Source organism: Gemmatimonadaceae bacterium, from assembly GCA_020852815.1.
Lineage (GTDB): Bacteria > Gemmatimonadota > Gemmatimonadetes > Gemmatimonadales > Gemmatimonadaceae > SCN-70-22.
Genome location: JADZAN010000018.1, coordinates 182276 through 198521 on the forward strand (window position 1 = coordinate 182276; position 16246 = coordinate 198521).

A 16246-nucleotide genomic window follows, 5' to 3' on the forward strand; every position below is an offset into this window, starting at 1 on the left:
GACACCGAAGAACGCACCTATTGCGACGACTAGCGAGGCGAATGCACCCAGCATCCATGCTCGCCCTGGCGAACCTTTCGAATCTTTCTCACGCGTTTGGTTCATTCCGTCACCCCTGTCCCCATGATATCTAATGCGCGAGCGCGTCAACAATTCCAAGGCGCAGCCCGTTCCGCAGCTACGCTAGTCGCAGCGGGACGCTCGATCACGTAGGAAAGCGTCGTTCGAGTCGAAGCCGCCGCGCCTGCACCGCTGTACGATTTCCGCTCAGTGCTCAAACCCGCTCCGGTCCTTGGACGGTAGGAGAGTCGCCTAACGTCTCGGTTCACCTGCGGCCGAAGGCCATAGAGCGCGCGCAACGCGCGTACCATAGCTCGGCCGTCTGGTGCAACCGGTTGTTATGCGGCGCCCCGCTTCGGCGGCGCGTGGAGCGCCTCCGCGACCGCCTGCGGATTGCGCGCGGCAACCTTCAACAGGGCGAGAGCGGGACCATCCGGCGTCCGGCGGCCCTGCTCCCAGTTGCGGAGCGTCGCGACGCTCACGCCGATCATCAGCGCGAACTCCGCTTGGGAGGCTCCGAGCTGCGCCCGGACCGCCTTGACGTCGGCGGGGCGAAAGACGGTGACCCGCCGTGGCTTCGCCCGGCCGCGGCGAATCTGGCCGGCTTGACGGACGCTGGTGAGCAACTCCTCGAAGGCGGCACGCTTCATCTGAATTTCTCCTCGACGACGCGCCGCAGGAGCTTGACCTGGGCGGGCGTCAGATCGCCCTGGGCGTTCTTCGCGTACAGGTAGAGCATGTAGAACGTCTCACTGGGCTCGTCCCAGTAGTAGATGATGCGCAGCCCGCCGCGCTTCCCACGCCCGCTGGTGCCCCAGCGCAGCTTCCGGAGTCCACCCGAACCGACGATCACCGGGCCCTGCTCGGGTCGGAGCACGAGGGCAAGTTGAAGCGCGCGGTACTCGGGGTCGGAGAGCGCCGCCCGCAGGAGTGAGGTGAAGACGGGCGTCTCGACGAAGCGCATGCGCCAAGGTACGCCATTGGCGTATGCACGTCAATCGCCGCCATCGGCCGCCTAACGTCCAAGTTCAGTTGCAAGCGAGTGACATAGTAGCGAGCGAAGCGAGCTATCCGCCGATCGCTTGTCAACTGCAACGTTCGTTAGACCGCTTGTGCGCCAGTGTCTGGATCGTGTTGTGCTACTCGTAGGTGGGGCCCGATAGCCACTACTTCCAGAACATAGGATAGAAAATGCTGATCGGATTGGCCGCATTCTCTGGATTCTCAATGGCAGCACGAGACTGTGCGGCGATCTCTGCTTGGTATGTCGCGATCTTTGGAACGAGCGAGTAGATGTCACTTGTGTCGATCACGACCGTGCGCACCTGACTCGTGTCAAACGGAATCTTGTCCGCTTTCCGAATGATTTGCACAACGGGCAGTCGGCAGGCGTGGCGGAGCGCCATCTCGTAGAAGACGTTCGGGTTCAGCGTCGAGAGGTCTGCGATCACCAATCGTGATCGCTTGATGTGCTCGATGATATGTGATGTAATCATGCCAGGAGAGCCGATCTGGTCAGCGCGAACCACGCGCAGTTTCAGCTCGTCCATCGCGGGCTGCACAATCGAGCCCATGAACAGGTCTGCGTGCTTACGCTGCTCGCTCCCATCCTCGCCAATCGGGGTCACATAGAAGCACGTATGGTCCCAGTCTGTCGAACTCCCTGACGCGTCACCTGAACCGACGGCCGGTTGTAGGAGCGGTCGGGTCGCAGGAGAGACGGCTGGCAGATCCTCAACGGCCTTCTCGATCGAGACAAGAGTCTCCGCGCCACCGATTGTCTGCAGAAGGCCGAGGTCTTTTGCATTTACAACGAAGATGTCCAGACAGCCGCGGGGATCGTCCACGTAGAATGAGGATGCTTCCAGAAAGTCTTTCATCACCTCGGGCGCTGGCACGCGCTTGTTGACATACTCGTCGTAGATCGCCTTGAATGGCGGAATACTCTGAATGGCGAGGCGAAACTTTGCTAAGGTGCGCTCGCGAGGAGCGTGTGCCTCATCGCAAGCGACGCGTCCGTCCGCCGTCAACTCAAGCCACTCGGCTTTATAGGATCCTGTGGTGACGCCATACTTGCCTGAATTGGTGATTAGGACGCGCACGGCGCTGCTGTTCGGCGAACGCTCAAGCTTCTGCATGAGCGTCAGGCGGCGGATCTTGTCGCCGCCGGCGTATCTCACGATGCCAGCACCGAGAATCAGTACCTGCTCGAGAGAGTCGCTTGGATAGCCCTTTTCGCGCCTCGATCCAACCTTCTCACTGTCGATCGCTGGCTGCTCTTCGCGGTGCGTGCGTTTCGCCTTCCGCTTACGCTTCTTGGTCTTCTTTACAGCTGGACGCTTCTTTGCCGGCTGGGGTGTTTCCTCGGCGGTGTCTTCTGACATATAGCGGCGGCGAGATAGTGTGCAGTGCGAAAGGTGATACGCGGTTGCAAAGCGTACTGCGCAACGCAGTACGCGTCGAAGCCACATATAGACTCAGTATGCTAGCATTCGGAGTATGCTGATAGCGGTCTAACGACCAAGCATCAGCTGCGGCCGAACGAAATAGAGCGAGCGAAGCGAGCGCACAATAGCTCGGCCGTCTGCTGCATGCGCTTGTTAGCCCGCACCACGAACACACTTACCGGCGGCCTGTCCAAACGTACTCCACCTCGTCGGCCGTCGGCGGTAGCTCCCGTGCGCACTCCGCGTCGAGCGAGGAGGTGCGCCCGATGCTGCCGTCGGCGCGCCGCCGCACCCGGATGACGGTCTGCCCCTCGACGAGTCGCCGGACGTCGGCGACCGCCGTCTCGGCGACCCGGTCGGCGCGCCGCTCTTCGGATTCGTCCTGGAAGCGGTAGACCGGCACGTGCCAATGGTGCGGGCCCACGCAGATCGTCAGCTCGTCGCCGTCGTCGCGAACGCGCAACTCGCCGAGGGCGGCGTCTGGCGCCGGGACGACCAGCTCGTTTCCGTCGGCGAACGACTCCGCATGCGGCAGGTGCCCCAGGTGCGTCTTGAACAGCGCGCGGAACCGCTCGGCGAGCGGGCCGACGCCATCGGATGCGTGATCTGCTTCCATGGGTGCTTGCGGGCTAACGACTCTGGTGTTCAGCGGCAGGCGCTCACGGAGCCGAGCGGCCGCGCCCACCTCCAACCCACATGGAGGCGCGGCCGCGACTCTGCAAACCAGCACTCCGCCGCGTCTGCCCGCTGCAACACCTTGTTAGACGGCTACCTGCGCAGGGAATCAAGAAAGAGGTCAAGGGAACCATACCGTCGGGTCGCGCTCTTGAGCCTCGCATCATCGACACGAAGAATGCCTGGCACCCAATAGTCAGCACTGAAACCAAGCGCGCTCACCAGTGCCGCTTTGGGGATTGACACACGCCGGACATTGCGCAGGAAGTAAATCAAGCTCCACGGCTTTCCTGGTACGACACTCCACAGAACTTCACCGAGCCGTTGTGAGTCGATCTTGCCGATTACTTCGGCGCGATACGAGAACGTGCCCGAGCCCTTCTCGGTAAAGAGCACCACGTCACCTGTGCGCATTGACGAGAACACACCGCGACGGCTTTCGGTCATAGCCCAGCAGCGAATCTCGTCCCGTCCGTCGAGGATCTCGGCGATCCGCTGCGCCTCACCATCCGAAAGTGCAGATCGGATCTTACGGAATGATGCGGCATTGACGATGGTGGCGTTCAGGTTCGCCCCGCTCGCAGGCGTAAAGAACAGCTGCGGTAGTGTGGACACCGTACCCGCGGGTCGCACTGAAGCAGGTATGAGAGGAGATTGCTCGTCCACTGCCGGGCGGGGCGCCTGGGATTCGTAGGTGTCGAGAATGCGTTCGATCACAGACGCTGGGGTGTCAACGAGCGGCCGACCGTACGCTTGTAGCCGGCGGAATAGTTCGTCCGAGATCCGGATGACCGGGGCCATATCTGCCTCTCCCTGGGTTGGAGAGACAAAGTTACATACACTTAGCCGTCTGTCAAGATGGCTCGGGGTAGCCGTCTAACGGCCAAGGTTGAGCTGCGGCCGGATGAAATCAAGCGAGCGAAGCGAGCCACCCCCACCGGCCGACTGCTCCAACCGCTGTTAGTCTGTGAACCCCACGCCTACGCCTCCCGCGTGGCGCGCCCCACCTGGTCCTCGAACGCCGCGAGTTGCTCGGGTGCGAGCAGCCGCGCGGCGAGCCAGTGGCTCAGCGAGTCCGGCGTCGGCTGAGCGACGGGCATCTCGCCCCGCAGCACGCGCTCGGCGACGTCCCGGACCAGGGCGGCTTTGGCAATGTGCCACACGGCAATCGCGGTGGTGCGGAGCGCCGCGTCGTCGTGCGGCGGCGCGTCGCCGGCGAGCAGGGTGCGGAGAAAGCCGGCCACGTGGACCTCGGACGCATCGGCGGCGACCATACCGACGATGGTCTGGGACTGCGCGCGCAACCATTCCGGCGTGCCGTGCGGCGCGCGGTCGAGCAGCCGGCCGAGCACGCGCTCGAGCGGGGCGTGTGGCGCCTCGCCGCGATCGACCCAGTTGCTGGCCTTGCGGCTGATAAGCGTCGGCGACATGGGCGACGGTCTCGACACGGAGTGGTCAGACTAACTGTACTTCACCAGTCCCCCCAACCCCCACCCCCTCCCCCCGCCACGTCCTCCCCCCAACACCTAGTTCAGGATAACGCTCGCCGCCCCCCGCAGCCATACCGCCGCAACGCCCCCCAAACCCCGCGCCCGGCGTCCCGCTCGACGAAAACGTTCTCCGTTCGAACTGCGCGGGATAATGTCGAAATGATTACACCGCGCTGGCGGCGAAGGCCGCGAGGAACTCCGCCGGGAAGCGACACTCGCGTGAACGGAGCCGACGCGCCGAACTCGGCGGACGCTACGGGCGCCAGCACGGCAGGGGAGGGCACCGCGAGCTCCACCCTGATCGGCGGCGTCGGTCGCGCGCGCGCGTCCACCACATCCACCCCGCCCGCCCTACCCACCCCCCCCACCACTCCCAACGCGTCCAGCGGGCTCCGAACGCCGGTCCCGCTCTCCAAAACGTGCAAGTACAACATCGTCGTCGACACGTCGCGGTGCCCCAACAGCGACTGGACGGTGCGGATGTCGTAGCCGGCGCGCAGCAACTGCGTCGCGAACGAATGCCTGAAGGTGTGCGCGGTGACGCGCTTGGGGATCTCGGCCAGGTTCGCGGCGTTGGTGATCGCGCGTTGCACGGTGGTCTCGTACAAGTGATAGCGCATCATCTGTCCGGACTCCCTGTCGCGGTACTGGCGCGCGGCGGGAAAGACCCACGCCCACCGCCAGTCCCGGCGCGCGGTCGGAACCTTCATCCCGAAGCTGTAGGGGAGGGCATTGAAGCCGCCGCCGCGAGCGACGTCGGTCTCCTGAACTTTCCTCGACCGGAACAGGCGGTGGCTCATCAGCGCGATGGCCTGCTCGGGAAAGACGGTGCGACGGTCCTTTCCCCCCTTGCCGTCGTGGATCATCAACATGCGACGCCGCAGGTCGACGTCCTTGATGCGCAGTTGCAACGCTTCGTTGAGCCGCAACCCGGAACCGTACAGGAGCATCACGATCAGCTGCAAATCCCCGTCGAGTTGCGCGAGGATGCGCGCCACCTCGTCGGGTGCAAGGACGTTGGGGATGCGCTGGCGACGCTTGGCGCGGATGACGGAGACCTCAGACTCGATCTCGACGCCGAGGACGTGCCGGTAGAGGAAGAGGAGCGCGGCGATCGCCTGGTTCTGCGTCGAAGGGGCGACGTCACGCTCGGTCGCCAGGTGTTCGATGAACCGCTCGATGTCCGGCTTCCCCAACTCGCGCGGATGCCGCATCCCGCAGTACCGCACGAAGCGCCGCACCCATCCGACATACGCCTTCTGCGTGCGCTTGCTGTAGTTGCGCACGCGCACCGCGGAGCGGAGATCGTCGAGGAGGCGGGACATGCGAGTCGGGGGGGAACGGGTGTGGTGTCGTGCCCCCTCCAATGTCTCGAGCACACTCCGCTCCGCCGCATCATTCCATTGCGGATGGTGCAAACTACCTCCCGCCCGCACTCGATCACCGCGTCCCGTACTTCGTCTCCACCGCGATCCCGATCTCCTTCAGGAACGGCGTCGGCAGGATCCCACCCGCACACACGATCACCGCCTGGTTAGGCAAGCTCACCACCTCCCCCTCGTACTCGATCTCGACGTGCGGCGCGTACACGGCCTTCACTTTCGAGTTGAACATCACGTGGAGCTTCCCCGCCGCCTGCAACTCGTCGACCTTGCGCCGGTTCTTCTCCTTGGCCCGCGTGAACGCCTTGTCGCGGTACGACAAGGTCACGCGCGTCCCCGGCACCTCGGCGATGGAATGCGCCGCCTCGAGCGCGCTGTCGCCGCCCCCCACGACGAGGACGTGCTTTCCCTTGTACGCCTCGGGATCGATCAGGCGGTAGACGACCTTGGGATGATCCTCTCCCTTCACGCCGAGCTTGCGCGGCGTCCCGGTGCGCCCAAGGCAGAGGAGGATTGCGCGCGAGCGATACTCGCCCACGGTGGTCTTCACCACGAAGCCGTCACCCTCGGGCGTCACCATCTCCAGCCGCTCGTTGTAGTGGATGGGGACCTTGGTGTCGCGCTCCACCTTCTGCCAGAACTCGAGGAGCTTCTCCTTGCTCGTCTCGGCGATCTTCACCTTGCCGACGAGCGGGAGTTCGACCGGGCGCGTCATGACGATCTTGCCGCGCGGGAACTGGAAGACCGTCCCGCCTAACGTCCCCTGCTCGATGGTGCGGAAGCGGAGCTTGGCCTCCATCGCGGTGAGCGATGCGGCAAAGCCGGCGGGGCCGGCTCCCACGATGAGGACGTCGAGCCGGTCGCCGCGCCCCAGCCCCGACAGCTTGCGGACCGAGCCGATCGCCGCCTTCCCCTGGTCGATGGCATTGGCGATGAGCCCCATCCCCCCCAGCTCGCCGGCGATGAACATCCCGGGGACGTTGGTCTCGAACGTCGGGCTCACGTTGGGAATGTCGACGCCGCGCTTCTCGGTCCCGAAGACGAGGTCGATCGCATTCATCGGGCAGGCGACCTTGCACGCTCCGTGCCCGATGCAGCTGGCGGCGTCGACCAGGACGGCCTTCCCGTTCACCAGCCCAAGCGGGGAGTGCAGCGGCTGCTCGGGACACGCCTCCACGCACGCCCCGCACCCGATGCACAGGTTCTCGTCGATGACCGGGTGCAGCGTGGGCGGCTCGTTGACCCCGGCCTGCGTGTTCTCCTTCAGCACCTGCGTCATCTCGCGCTCGTGCGCCTGCCGCGACCGGAACTGCTGGGCGACGGCGACGACGGTGATGAGTCCGAGAACGACGATGATGATGAGGGTGGTCATGACGGCAAGCGCGGAAGAAGCGGCGCGCGCAGGCGCGCAATTGTGATCTGCGTGTGAACCCACGATGAAGCGGGGCACGCGCCGAGTGGCAAACTCGGCTCCACCAGATAGCGCGAGTTCGACGCGCGCGCGTTGTGCTACGTCACGCGCGGCGGCGCACCCCCCTTACTTCCTCGCCGAGATCTTGTACGCCCCACTCCGGTACAACCGGTCGGCCGTGTGGAAGTACGCAATCGCATCCTCGACGAGCGCACGATCCGCCGAGTCGGGCGTGCTAACTTCGCGCAACCGCTTGGCCGCCTTGTCGTACGCGTACACCGTGGTCGCTCCCTTGAGTCCCAGCACCGCGACCTTCCCGCCACGCATCAGCGCGATGTTGGAGTTGTGCGTCATCAGGGCGCGCCCGCGCTCGGGCGCAATGCTGAACACATCCTGCCCGAACCACTTGGAGTCGTACGTCAGCCCCAGCCGGGCCATGATCGTCGCCGGGAGGTCCATGGTGGAGGCGAGCGTGGCGATGCGCTGCCCCGCGGGGATGAACCCCGGGGCATAGAAGAGGATCGGGACTTCGTAGCTGGGGAGCGGAATCTCCGATGCGCCATACACGCGCGCCCCGTGGTCGCCCATGAGGACAAACAGCGTGCTGTCGAACCAGGGGTGCGACTTCGCCATCCGCATGAAGCGCCCCAGCGCCCAGTCGGCGTACATCACGGCGTGCGTGCGCTTGCGAGCGTTGGGGTCGGCGGCGATGCGCCCTGCCGGATACGAGTACGGCTTGTGGTTGGAGACCGACAGCACCAGCGAGTAGAAGGGCTTCCCCGCCGTGTGCAACGAGTCGTAGGTCGAGAGCGCCTTGTCGAAGATGTATTCGTCGGCCACCCCCCACGCGGTGGTGAAGGCGTCCGCGGGGTAGTCCTTCTGCTCGACGATGAGCTCCATCCCGTTGTTGCGCATGTATCCCCCCATGCCGTCGAACAGCGCGCGCCCGCCGTAGATGAACGACGTGGTATAGCCGTGTTCGCGCAGCACGCTGGGAAGGGTGAAGAGGTCGTGCGACGCGGGGCGCCTGACGACAGACACACCAGGGAGCGGCGGGAGCGATGATGTCGTCGCCTCCAGGGCGCGGATGGTCCGGTTTCCCGTGCTGTACGCGTTCGACAACACGGTCCCCTCGGCGATGAGCGAGTCGAAGCGCGGGGTGAGCACCGTGTCGCCGCGCGGGTGCAACGACGCGAGGAAGATCGCCCCCAGCGACTCCTCGAGGACGACGACGACGTTGCGCTTCGCCTCGGGGCCGGGCCCCAGGACGCGCCGTTCGGTGGGGCGCGCCGCGTTCCACGCGGTGCGCGACGCCGGGTCGGTGAGCGTGTCGTCCACCACAAGCGCCTTGATGCGCGCCGCTTCCTCGGCGGCCGGGCGCGTGGCGTACAACCCTTCGTACGGCGCGTCCTGCCCGATGAACGCCATCCAGAACGTGTAGTAGCCGTTGAGCGCGATCTCGTTGAGCGCCCGGTCGTCGCTGACCTTGCCCATCTCCGGCGTCACGCCGAAGCTCAGCGCGCCTAGCGCCACGGCGAAGGTGCCCAGCACGGCGACGCGCGTGCGCGCCGAGGTCGCCGTCGCCATGGCCGTCGTGATGCGGCGCCTCGCCAGCCACACCGCCAGGAAGCCGACCGCGGCGACACCGAGCAGGATGGCGGGGAGTGGATAGCTCTCCCACAGGTTCGTCACGACCTCGGTAGGGAAGATGAGGTAGTCGACGGCGACGAAGTTGAAGCGTCCGTTGAACTCGTCGAAGAACAGGAGCTCGGCGGCAATGACAAACGCCGAGAGGGCGAAGAGGAAGAAGAGCCAGAAGCGCACCCACCCGCGCGTGAAGCGCCAGGTGAACCACCGGTCGGGGAGGAGGGCGATGGCGAGGACGAGCGGGGAGACGATCCAGAGCGAAGCCAGGACGTCGAAGACCTCGCCCACCAGCAGCGCCTTCCCGATCTGGGCGTACGTGGCGTCGAGGGCGCGCCAGTCGTAGGCCAGGAGCGCCAGACGCGTGACAAACGCCACCGCGGTGAGGATGCCGACGGTGAAGCTGGCCAGGTCGAAGCGCGCGAGGCGCGTGCGGACGCCCCACTGGGCGTCGGCCAGGGGGAGGGCGGGCGACACGGTGCTCGCCAAGAGTGATCTCCGGTCACGGTTCGGTCCCAAAGGTAACCGGCGACCTCGCGCGAGCGGGATTCGTCGAGCCCTACCGGGCGGGAAGGGCGCGCGTCAGCGGCAGGCGACCGGCGAGGCGCGCGCGAGCGCGTGGCGGGGGAGCGACATGCCCGCTGGAGCATTTCCGACGACCGCGCTCCCGATGAGATGAAGACGATGATTTGGGCGTGCGCCTGACTGCATAGAGACCTGGTTCATGAACGTCGCGTGAACCCTGCATGAACAGGTGTGACGTGGATCGGTGCGTGCACGTCACTGTCGGAGGCTCATCAGTGAATCTTCGTCAGGTGCAACATGAGTTTGCGATCCAGCGCACAGCATGCGATGCACGGCACGACGATGATTCCGCGCCGCCGGATTGACGCGCCCGTCCGCCGTAGCAGGGCGCATCGCCATCCCGCCCGGCTTCCTGCATTCCGGCATCCCGGCTCCACCCCCTCTCGCACATGAACCAAGGGAACCTGGCGCGCGTCGCTCCCCTCCCAGCGCCGCGCCAACCTTCACAGCCGCCGTCACGGGAAGGCCCCTCGGGGCTGCGCTCCAGTGTGGCGAGCGTGGCTGGCGCGCCGCGCCCCATCGGTGCCGCCCAACCGTCGCGCGCCGTTCGTGCCTCGCACGTTGTCACGGTCGTTGTCCTCGTCGTGCTCGGTCTCGCCAACCTCGCGGGTGCCCCGTACTACCTGGCCTCCACCGCCGAGCGCGTCCGCGACCCGATGCACAAGCTCTTGCGTCCCTCGGGGCTGGTGGGGCAGAGCGCGGGGATCGCGGCGTTCCTGATCTTTGCCTTTCTCTGGCTGTATCCGCTGCGCAAGAAGTACCGCGCACTGGCCTTCACGGGGGCGATTGGGAAGTGGCTCGACGTGCACGTGACGAGCGCGCTCGGGCTCCCGCTGATTCTCACCATCCACGCGGCGTGGCGCTCGCAGGGCGTGATCGGGATCGGCTTCGCCTCGATGCTGGTGGTCTGCGCCTCGGGGATCGTCGGGCGCTACCTGTACGTGCGCATCCCGCGCGCCAAGTCAGGGGCTGAACTCTCGCGCGAGCAGGCGTCGGCCGAGCGCAATCGCCTGGTCGACGAGATCGCCGACATGACGGGGCTTCATCCGCTCAGGGTGGAGGAGACACTCGCCTTGGCGTCGCCCACCGACGAGACGGCTGGCGTTCTGACGGTGCTGCGCGACCTGGTGACGAACGACGTCAATCGCTGGCGCCGAACGCGCGAGCTGCGCCGTCGCTTCACGGCCCTGGACGTCGGGCGCGTGATCCCGCCAGCTGCACTGTCGCGCGCCGTACGGCTCGCCGATCGAGAGATTGCGCTCACGCAGCAATTGCGAATGCTCGATGCCACGCAGCGCGTGTTCCGGTACTGGCACATCGCGCACCGTCCGTTTGCCCTCACGGCGCTGGTGGCCGTGGTAGTCCATGTGGCGGTGGTGATCGCGGTGGGCGCTACGTGGTTCTACTGATACGGGCGGGATGAAAGATGGTCGTCCACACGTACGTCGCCGCTGGCTGGGCGCGTGGCTCACGGCGCTACCGCTGACCGGAGGGCTCATGGCGTTGTCACCGTGCAGGTTGGCGGCGCAGATCTCGCCGGGGGCATTGGCTCGTCCGCATGCCTCGCTCGAGGGAACGGCCAATTGTGTGAAGTGCCACGGGCTCAAGGGGAACGACTCGCCCATGACGCAGGTCTGTCTGCAGTGCCACAAGGAGATCGGGTGGTTGATGCAGCAGCAACGCGGGCTGCACGCCCGCGAGGTACGTGTATCGAAGAAGGAATGCGCCTCGTGCCATCCGGACCACGCGGGGCTCGACTTCAAGATGGTCGAGTGGCCCGAGGGATCGCCGAACAAGTTCGACCATCGCAAGTCGGGCTGGCCGCTGGACGGCAAGCACATCGAGACCAAGTGCGACGCCTGTCACGCCACGAAGTACCGGAGCGGTCCCGCCGCCACCCTCTCGGTGCGAAAGGTGGGCGCCGGCTGGGTGGGGCTGGAGCGCAACTGCCTCTCCTGCCACAAGGAAGACGACGCCCACGACGGCAAGCTCGACGAGAAGTGCGAGACTTGCCACGAAACCAAGGCGTGGGACAAGGCGCCGAAGTTCGATCACGACAAGGCCGACTATCGCCTGGACGGAAAGCACACCGACGTCGAATGCGACAAGTGCCACCTCACCGCGCGCCTCAAGCTCAAGGTCAACGCCGACGGCGATCGCGTCCCGCTCTTCAAGCCGGTCCCCTATAAGGAATGCTCCGCCTGCCACGAGGACCCGCACAAGGGGCGCCTCTCCACCAAGTGCAGCGAGTGCCACTCCACCAAGGGCTTCGACGCGATCGACAAGCGCGACTTCAACCACGCCCTCACGCGCTACCCGCTCAAGGGTGATCACGTGACCGTGCCGTGCGCCGAGTGCCACGGCAAGGACATGTCGCGCAAGAGCCCGTCCTTTGCCACGTGTGCCTCGTGCCACGCCGACGCCCACAACGGCGAGGCGACGTTAGGCGGGAAGAGCGCCGACTGCGCCGCCTGCCACAAGGTCGACGGCTTTGCCCCCTCCACGTTCACGGTGGCGCAGCATCGCGACTCGCGGTATGCGCTCGAGGGAAAGCACCTGTCGGTGAAGTGCGCGCTCTGTCACGTCGCACGGTCGGCGACCGCTTCCTCTGCCGCCACGGCGCCGCCCGCGTTGGCCGCGCCACTCGGCGCTGGCGCAGTGCCAGCCTCGCTTGCCCGCAGCAGCAAGGTTGTTCGCATTCGCATGCCGGCCGGGAAGTGCGCCGACTGTCATCAGGATGTGCATGGCGGGGCGAAGTTCACCTCCGTCGCGACCTCCACGTGTGAGAGCTGTCACGCGGTGAGCGGCTTCGCGCCGAGCACCTACGCACGGGAAGCGCACGCCAGGCTTCGCCTCCCGCTGGACGGGAAGCACGCAACCATCACGTGCGCGGCCTGTCATGGCGCAACACGCTCGGGGCTCCCCCCCTGGCCTGCCGCGGTGCTCGCCGCGCGAGGGAAGGGGAAGATGGTGCTCGCCGGGGTCGACCCAGCGTGCACCTCGTGCCACGTCGATCCGCACGCGGGGCGCTACAGCCACGCCGGCGGCGCTGCCGGAGACGGCACGTGCCGAAGCTGCCATGGCGCCGACTCCTTCCGTCCGTCGCGCGTGGACGTGCAGCTGCACGCGACGTACGCGCTCGCGCTCGAGGGGGCGCATCGCGCCGTTCCCTGCGTGGCGTGTCACGAGGAGATGAAGGCCGGCTCGACGTCCGGTTCGACGCTGGTGGGGAACGCGAAGGCGGTTGCCTCGCTCCCCTTCACTGCAGCGTCGCGCCGCTCCTGCGTCACCTGCCACGAGACACCGCACGGCACGCAGTTCGCCAGCCGCAAGGGTGGCGACGACTGCGCCACCTGCCACGGCGTCGACGGCTTTGCCCCGGCGTCGCGCTTCGATCACGAGCAGTCGGCCTTCTCCCTCAAGGGAGCGCATGCGACCGTGGCGTGCGATGGGTGTCACAAGCGCGAGCCCGTGACGGGTGGCGCGCCGGGGGCCACCCGGGTCGTGTACCGTCCACTCTCGCCCAAGTGCGAGAGCTGCCATTCGTCCAAGTCCGGCAAGCCGACCACCTCGCGATTCTCCGCGCACTCCTCGCGCGGCGAGTCCCGACCGGTCCAGATCTCCTGACCCGCTGATGCGCCGACATCCCCTGCTGTTCGGCCTGATGGTGGTCCTGCTCTCGGCGGTTTGGCCAAACGTCGTGCACGCGCAACGCACCGACAACCCGCACGGTCTCTCCGTGGAGGGGAGTTGCTCGGCGTGTCACCGCGCCGACGGGTGGAAGCCCGCGGCGATCGGCAAGGACTTCAAGCACGCGCCCAGGACCTTTCCGCTGGATGGGGCGCACACGAAGGCGACGTGCACCTCGTGCCACACCTCGCTCGACTTCTCGCAGGCGCCGGCCACCTGCGCCTCGTGCCACCAGGACGTGCACAAGGGAGAGTTCGGGACGCAGTGCGCGCGCTGCCACACCGCGCGCACCTTCACCGATCGCGCGCAGATGGCGCAGCTGCACCAGACGGGGCGCTTCCCGCTGCGCGGCGGGCACGCGACGGTGGCCTGCGAGTCGTGCCACACGCCGGCCCGCAACGGTCAGCTGCAATTCGTCAATCGTCCGGCCACCTGCATCGGGTGCCACGCCTCGACCATGAAGGCGGTGAAGTCGCCCGACCACGTGGCGGCGTCGTTCTCGCAGAACTGCACCACCTGCCACACCATCACCTCGTGGGACAACGCGACGTACGACCACTCCAAGTCGCGCTTCCCGCTCACGCAGGGACACGCCAACCGGCAGTGCGCCGAGTGCCACGCGGACAAGGTGTACCACGGCAAGTCGATGGAGTGCTCGTCCTGCCACATCAAGGACGCGCAGAAGGCGGCGAACCCGCCGCACGGCAGCGGCTTCCCCACCACCTGCGCGCAGTGCCACACCACCGCGCAGTGGAAGGGCGCGACGTTCGATCACGACAAGACGCAGTTCCCGCTGCTGGGGGCGCACAAGGCGACGACGTGCACGCAGTGCCACGCCGACAACGTCTTCAAGGGGAAGGCGACGACGTGCCAGAACTGCCACCAGAAGGACTTCAACAACACCGTCGCGCCCAAGCACGCCGCCGCCGGCTTCAGCACCACCTGTCTCACCTGCCATACCATGAACGGGTGGAAGGGGGGGACGTTCGATCACAGCACCACGCGCTTCCCGCTCACCGGGAAGCATATCGGGCCCACGTGCCAGTCGTGCCACGCCGACTTCGTCTACAAGGGGAAGCCGCAGGCGTGCGTGAGCTGTCACCGCCCGGCGTACGACCAGGCCGTGGCGCCGCCGCACGCGGCGGCCGCCTTCCCCACGCTCTGCGAGTCGTGCCACAAGTCGACGTCGACCTGGTTAGGCGCGCCGTTCGATCACAGCACGACGATGTTCCCGCTGACCGGGAAGCACACGGCGGCAACGTGCCTGCAGTGCCACGCCGACAAGGTCTACGTGGGGAAGTCGACCGCGTGCATCTCGTGCCACAAGTCCAGCTACGACGGGACCGTCAACCCGCCGCACCTCAAGACCGGCTTCTCGCAGACCTGCACCAACTGCCACAACACGCAGCAGTGGCAGGGGGCGGTCTTCGATCACTCCAAGACGCTCTTCCCGCTCACCAACGGGCACGCCAACCGCGTCTGCAATGATTGCCACGCCGACGGCGTCTTTGCCGGTCGCTCGACGTCGTGCGTCTCCTGCCACCGCGACGACTACGACGCGACCAGGACTCCGCCACACGCCTCGGCCGGCTTCCCCACGCTGTGCGAGACCTGCCACTCGACGGTGAAGTGGCTGGGGAGCCCGTTCAACCATGCCACCACGCGCTTCCCGCTCACCGGGAAGCACCTGCTGGCGCAGTGCACACAGTGTCACGCCGACGGCGTCTACAAGGGGAAGCCGACGGCGTGCCTCTCCTGCCACGGCCCCGACTACCAGAAGTCGGCCAACCCGCCGCACCAGACGTTAGGCTTCCCGGGGACGTGCGAGACGTGCCACACCACGTCGTCGTGGAACGGGGCGACCTTCGACCACAACGCCACGATGTTCCCGCTCACCGGGGCGCACGTGGCCACCAGCTGCAACCAGTGCCACGCGAACGGCGTCTTCAAGGGGACGCCGACCGCCTGCGCGTCGTGCCACCAGGGCGACTACTCCAAGACCAGCGCCCCGCCGCACGCCACCGCCGGCTTCGGCACGCTGTGCGCCTCGTGCCACACCACGGCCACCTGGCTGGGCGGCCGGTATGATCACAGCACCACGGCGTTCCCGCTCAAGGGGGCGCACACCAGCGCCACCTGCATGCAGTGCCATTCCGATGGCGTCTACAACGGGAAGCCGGTGACCTGCGTGTCGTGCCACCAGGGGGACTACAACAACGCAGCAACGCCACCGCACAAGAGTGCCGGCTACCCCACCACGTGCGAAAGCTGTCACGGCGAGGTGACGTGGAAGGGGGCCAAGTTCGACCACAGCAAGAACGCCTTCCCGCTCACCGGGGCGCACGTCACGGCCACCTGTGCGCAGTGCCACTCGGACGGCGTCTACAAGGGGAAGCCGACCGCCTGCGCCAGCTGCCACCAGGGCGTCTTCAACAGCTCCACCAACCCGCATCACGTACAGGCCGGCTTCTCGGCGCTCTGCGCGACGTGCCATACGACGGTGCAGTGGCAGGGGATTCCGTACGACCACACCAAGCTCACGTCGTTCCCGCTCACCGGGAATCACGCCACCGCGAAGTGCAGTGACTGCCACGCCGACAAGGTCTACAACGGCAAGTCGACGACGTGCGTGTCGTGCCACCAGGGCGACTACAACAACACCACCGCCCCCAAGCACTCCACCTCGGGCTTCCCGACCACGTGCCAGACGTGCCACAACAGCACGACCACATGGCTCACCGGGACGTTCAATCACAACAACACGGCGTTCCCGCTCACGGGGGCGCACATCACCGCTACCTGTACGCAGTGCCACTCGGACGGCGTGTACAAGGGGAAGCCGACGGCGTGCGCGTCGTGCCA

12 protein-coding genes are annotated in these 16246 nt (G+C 66.4%); 3 read left to right on the forward strand and 9 right to left on the reverse strand.

The genetic code is table 11. The annotated features are described in order from the left end of the window. Positions 1-398 precede the first annotated feature (398 nt). From IT359_10895 to IT359_10935, 9 genes are all read right to left on the reverse strand, one after another. Complete coding sequence (locus tag IT359_10895; protein MCC6929486.1) at positions 399-710, reverse strand: helix-turn-helix domain-containing protein; 312 nt, start codon at positions 708-710, stop codon at positions 399-401. Beyond that, positions 707-1024: a type II toxin-antitoxin system RelE/ParE family toxin gene (locus tag IT359_10900; GenBank protein MCC6929487.1), complete on the reverse strand. Its 318-nt coding sequence runs from the start codon at positions 1022-1024 to the stop codon at positions 707-709. The genes IT359_10895 and IT359_10900 overlap by 4 nt, the downstream gene beginning before the upstream one ends. Before the next feature lie 202 nt (positions 1025-1226). Then, entirely contained in the window at positions 1227-2444 is a 1218-nt protein-coding gene (locus tag IT359_10905; protein ID MCC6929488.1) for a hypothetical protein, read from the reverse strand. 238 nt (positions 2445-2682) lie between these two features. Continuing rightward, positions 2683-3123 carry a hypothetical protein gene (locus tag IT359_10910; protein ID MCC6929489.1) on the reverse strand — a complete coding sequence of 147 codons (441 nt, stop codon included), beginning with the start codon at positions 3121-3123 and terminating at the stop codon, positions 2683-2685. Positions 3124-3275: 152 nt separating this feature from the next. Further along, positions 3276-3983, reverse strand: coding sequence for a hypothetical protein (locus IT359_10915; protein MCC6929490.1), 708 nt, complete (start codon positions 3981-3983; stop codon positions 3276-3278). Between the two features lie 179 nt (positions 3984-4162). Continuing rightward, positions 4163-4612: a hypothetical protein gene (locus tag IT359_10920; protein MCC6929491.1), complete on the reverse strand. Its 450-nt coding sequence runs from the start codon at positions 4610-4612 to the stop codon at positions 4163-4165. Positions 4613-4713: 101 nt separating this feature from the next. Continuing rightward, the gene (locus IT359_10925) at positions 4714-5997 is read right to left on the reverse strand and encodes an integron integrase (protein ID MCC6929492.1); all 1284 of its coding nucleotides are present in this window, start codon (positions 5995-5997) and stop codon (positions 4714-4716) included. A 115-nt stretch (positions 5998-6112) separates the two neighbouring features. Next, a complete protein-coding gene (locus IT359_10930) occupies positions 6113-7426 on the reverse strand; it encodes an NAD(P)-binding domain-containing protein (protein MCC6929493.1) in 1314 nt (437 codons plus the stop codon). 165 nt (positions 7427-7591) lie between these two features. Further along, positions 7592-9586: a sulfatase-like hydrolase/transferase gene (locus IT359_10935; GenBank protein ID MCC6929494.1), complete on the reverse strand. Its 1995-nt coding sequence runs from the start codon at positions 9584-9586 to the stop codon at positions 7592-7594. A 497-nt stretch (positions 9587-10083) separates the two neighbouring features. Here IT359_10935 and IT359_10940 point away from each other — a divergent pair, with 497 nt between their 5' ends. From IT359_10940 to IT359_10950, 3 genes are all read left to right on the forward strand, one after another. Further along, positions 10084-11103: a hypothetical protein gene (locus tag IT359_10940; GenBank protein MCC6929495.1), complete on the forward strand. Its 1020-nt coding sequence runs from the start codon at positions 10084-10086 to the stop codon at positions 11101-11103. A gap of 88 nt (positions 11104-11191) precedes the next feature. Further along, complete coding sequence (locus tag IT359_10945; protein MCC6929496.1) at positions 11192-13321, forward strand: hypothetical protein; 2130 nt, start codon at positions 11192-11194, stop codon at positions 13319-13321. A 7-nt stretch (positions 13322-13328) separates the two neighbouring features. After that, positions 13329-16246 (forward strand): hypothetical protein (locus tag IT359_10950; GenBank protein ID MCC6929497.1); only part of this gene is annotated, 2918 nt, incomplete at its 3' end.

Excerpts from the sequence above, each read along its gene's own strand:
- IT359_10895 (MCC6929486.1), bottom strand. The coding sequence starts at position 710 with ATGAAGCGTGCCGCCTTCGAGGAGTTGCTCACCAGCGTCCGTCAAGCC.
- IT359_10900 (MCC6929487.1), bottom strand. The coding sequence starts at position 1,024 with ATGCGCTTCGTCGAGACGCCCGTCTTCACCTCACTCCTGCGGGCGGCG.
- IT359_10905 (MCC6929488.1), bottom strand. The coding sequence starts at position 2,444 with ATGTCAGAAGACACCGCCGAGGAAACACCCCAGCCGGCAAAGAAGCGT.
- IT359_10910 (MCC6929489.1), bottom strand. The coding sequence starts at position 3,123 with ATGGAAGCAGATCACGCATCCGATGGCGTCGGCCCGCTCGCCGAGCGG.
- IT359_10915 (MCC6929490.1), bottom strand. The coding sequence starts at position 3,983 with ATGGCCCCGGTCATCCGGATCTCGGACGAACTATTCCGCCGGCTACAA.
- IT359_10920 (MCC6929491.1), bottom strand. The coding sequence starts at position 4,612 with ATGTCGCCGACGCTTATCAGCCGCAAGGCCAGCAACTGGGTCGATCGC.
- IT359_10925 (MCC6929492.1), bottom strand. The coding sequence starts at position 5,997 with ATGTCCCGCCTCCTCGACGATCTCCGCTCCGCGGTGCGCGTGCGCAAC.
- IT359_10930 (MCC6929493.1), bottom strand. The coding sequence starts at position 7,426 with ATGACCACCCTCATCATCATCGTCGTTCTCGGACTCATCACCGTCGTC.
- IT359_10940 (MCC6929495.1), top strand. The coding sequence starts at position 10,084 with ATGAACCAAGGGAACCTGGCGCGCGTCGCTCCCCTCCCAGCGCCGCGC.
- IT359_10945 (MCC6929496.1), top strand. The coding sequence starts at position 11,192 with ATGGCGTTGTCACCGTGCAGGTTGGCGGCGCAGATCTCGCCGGGGGCA.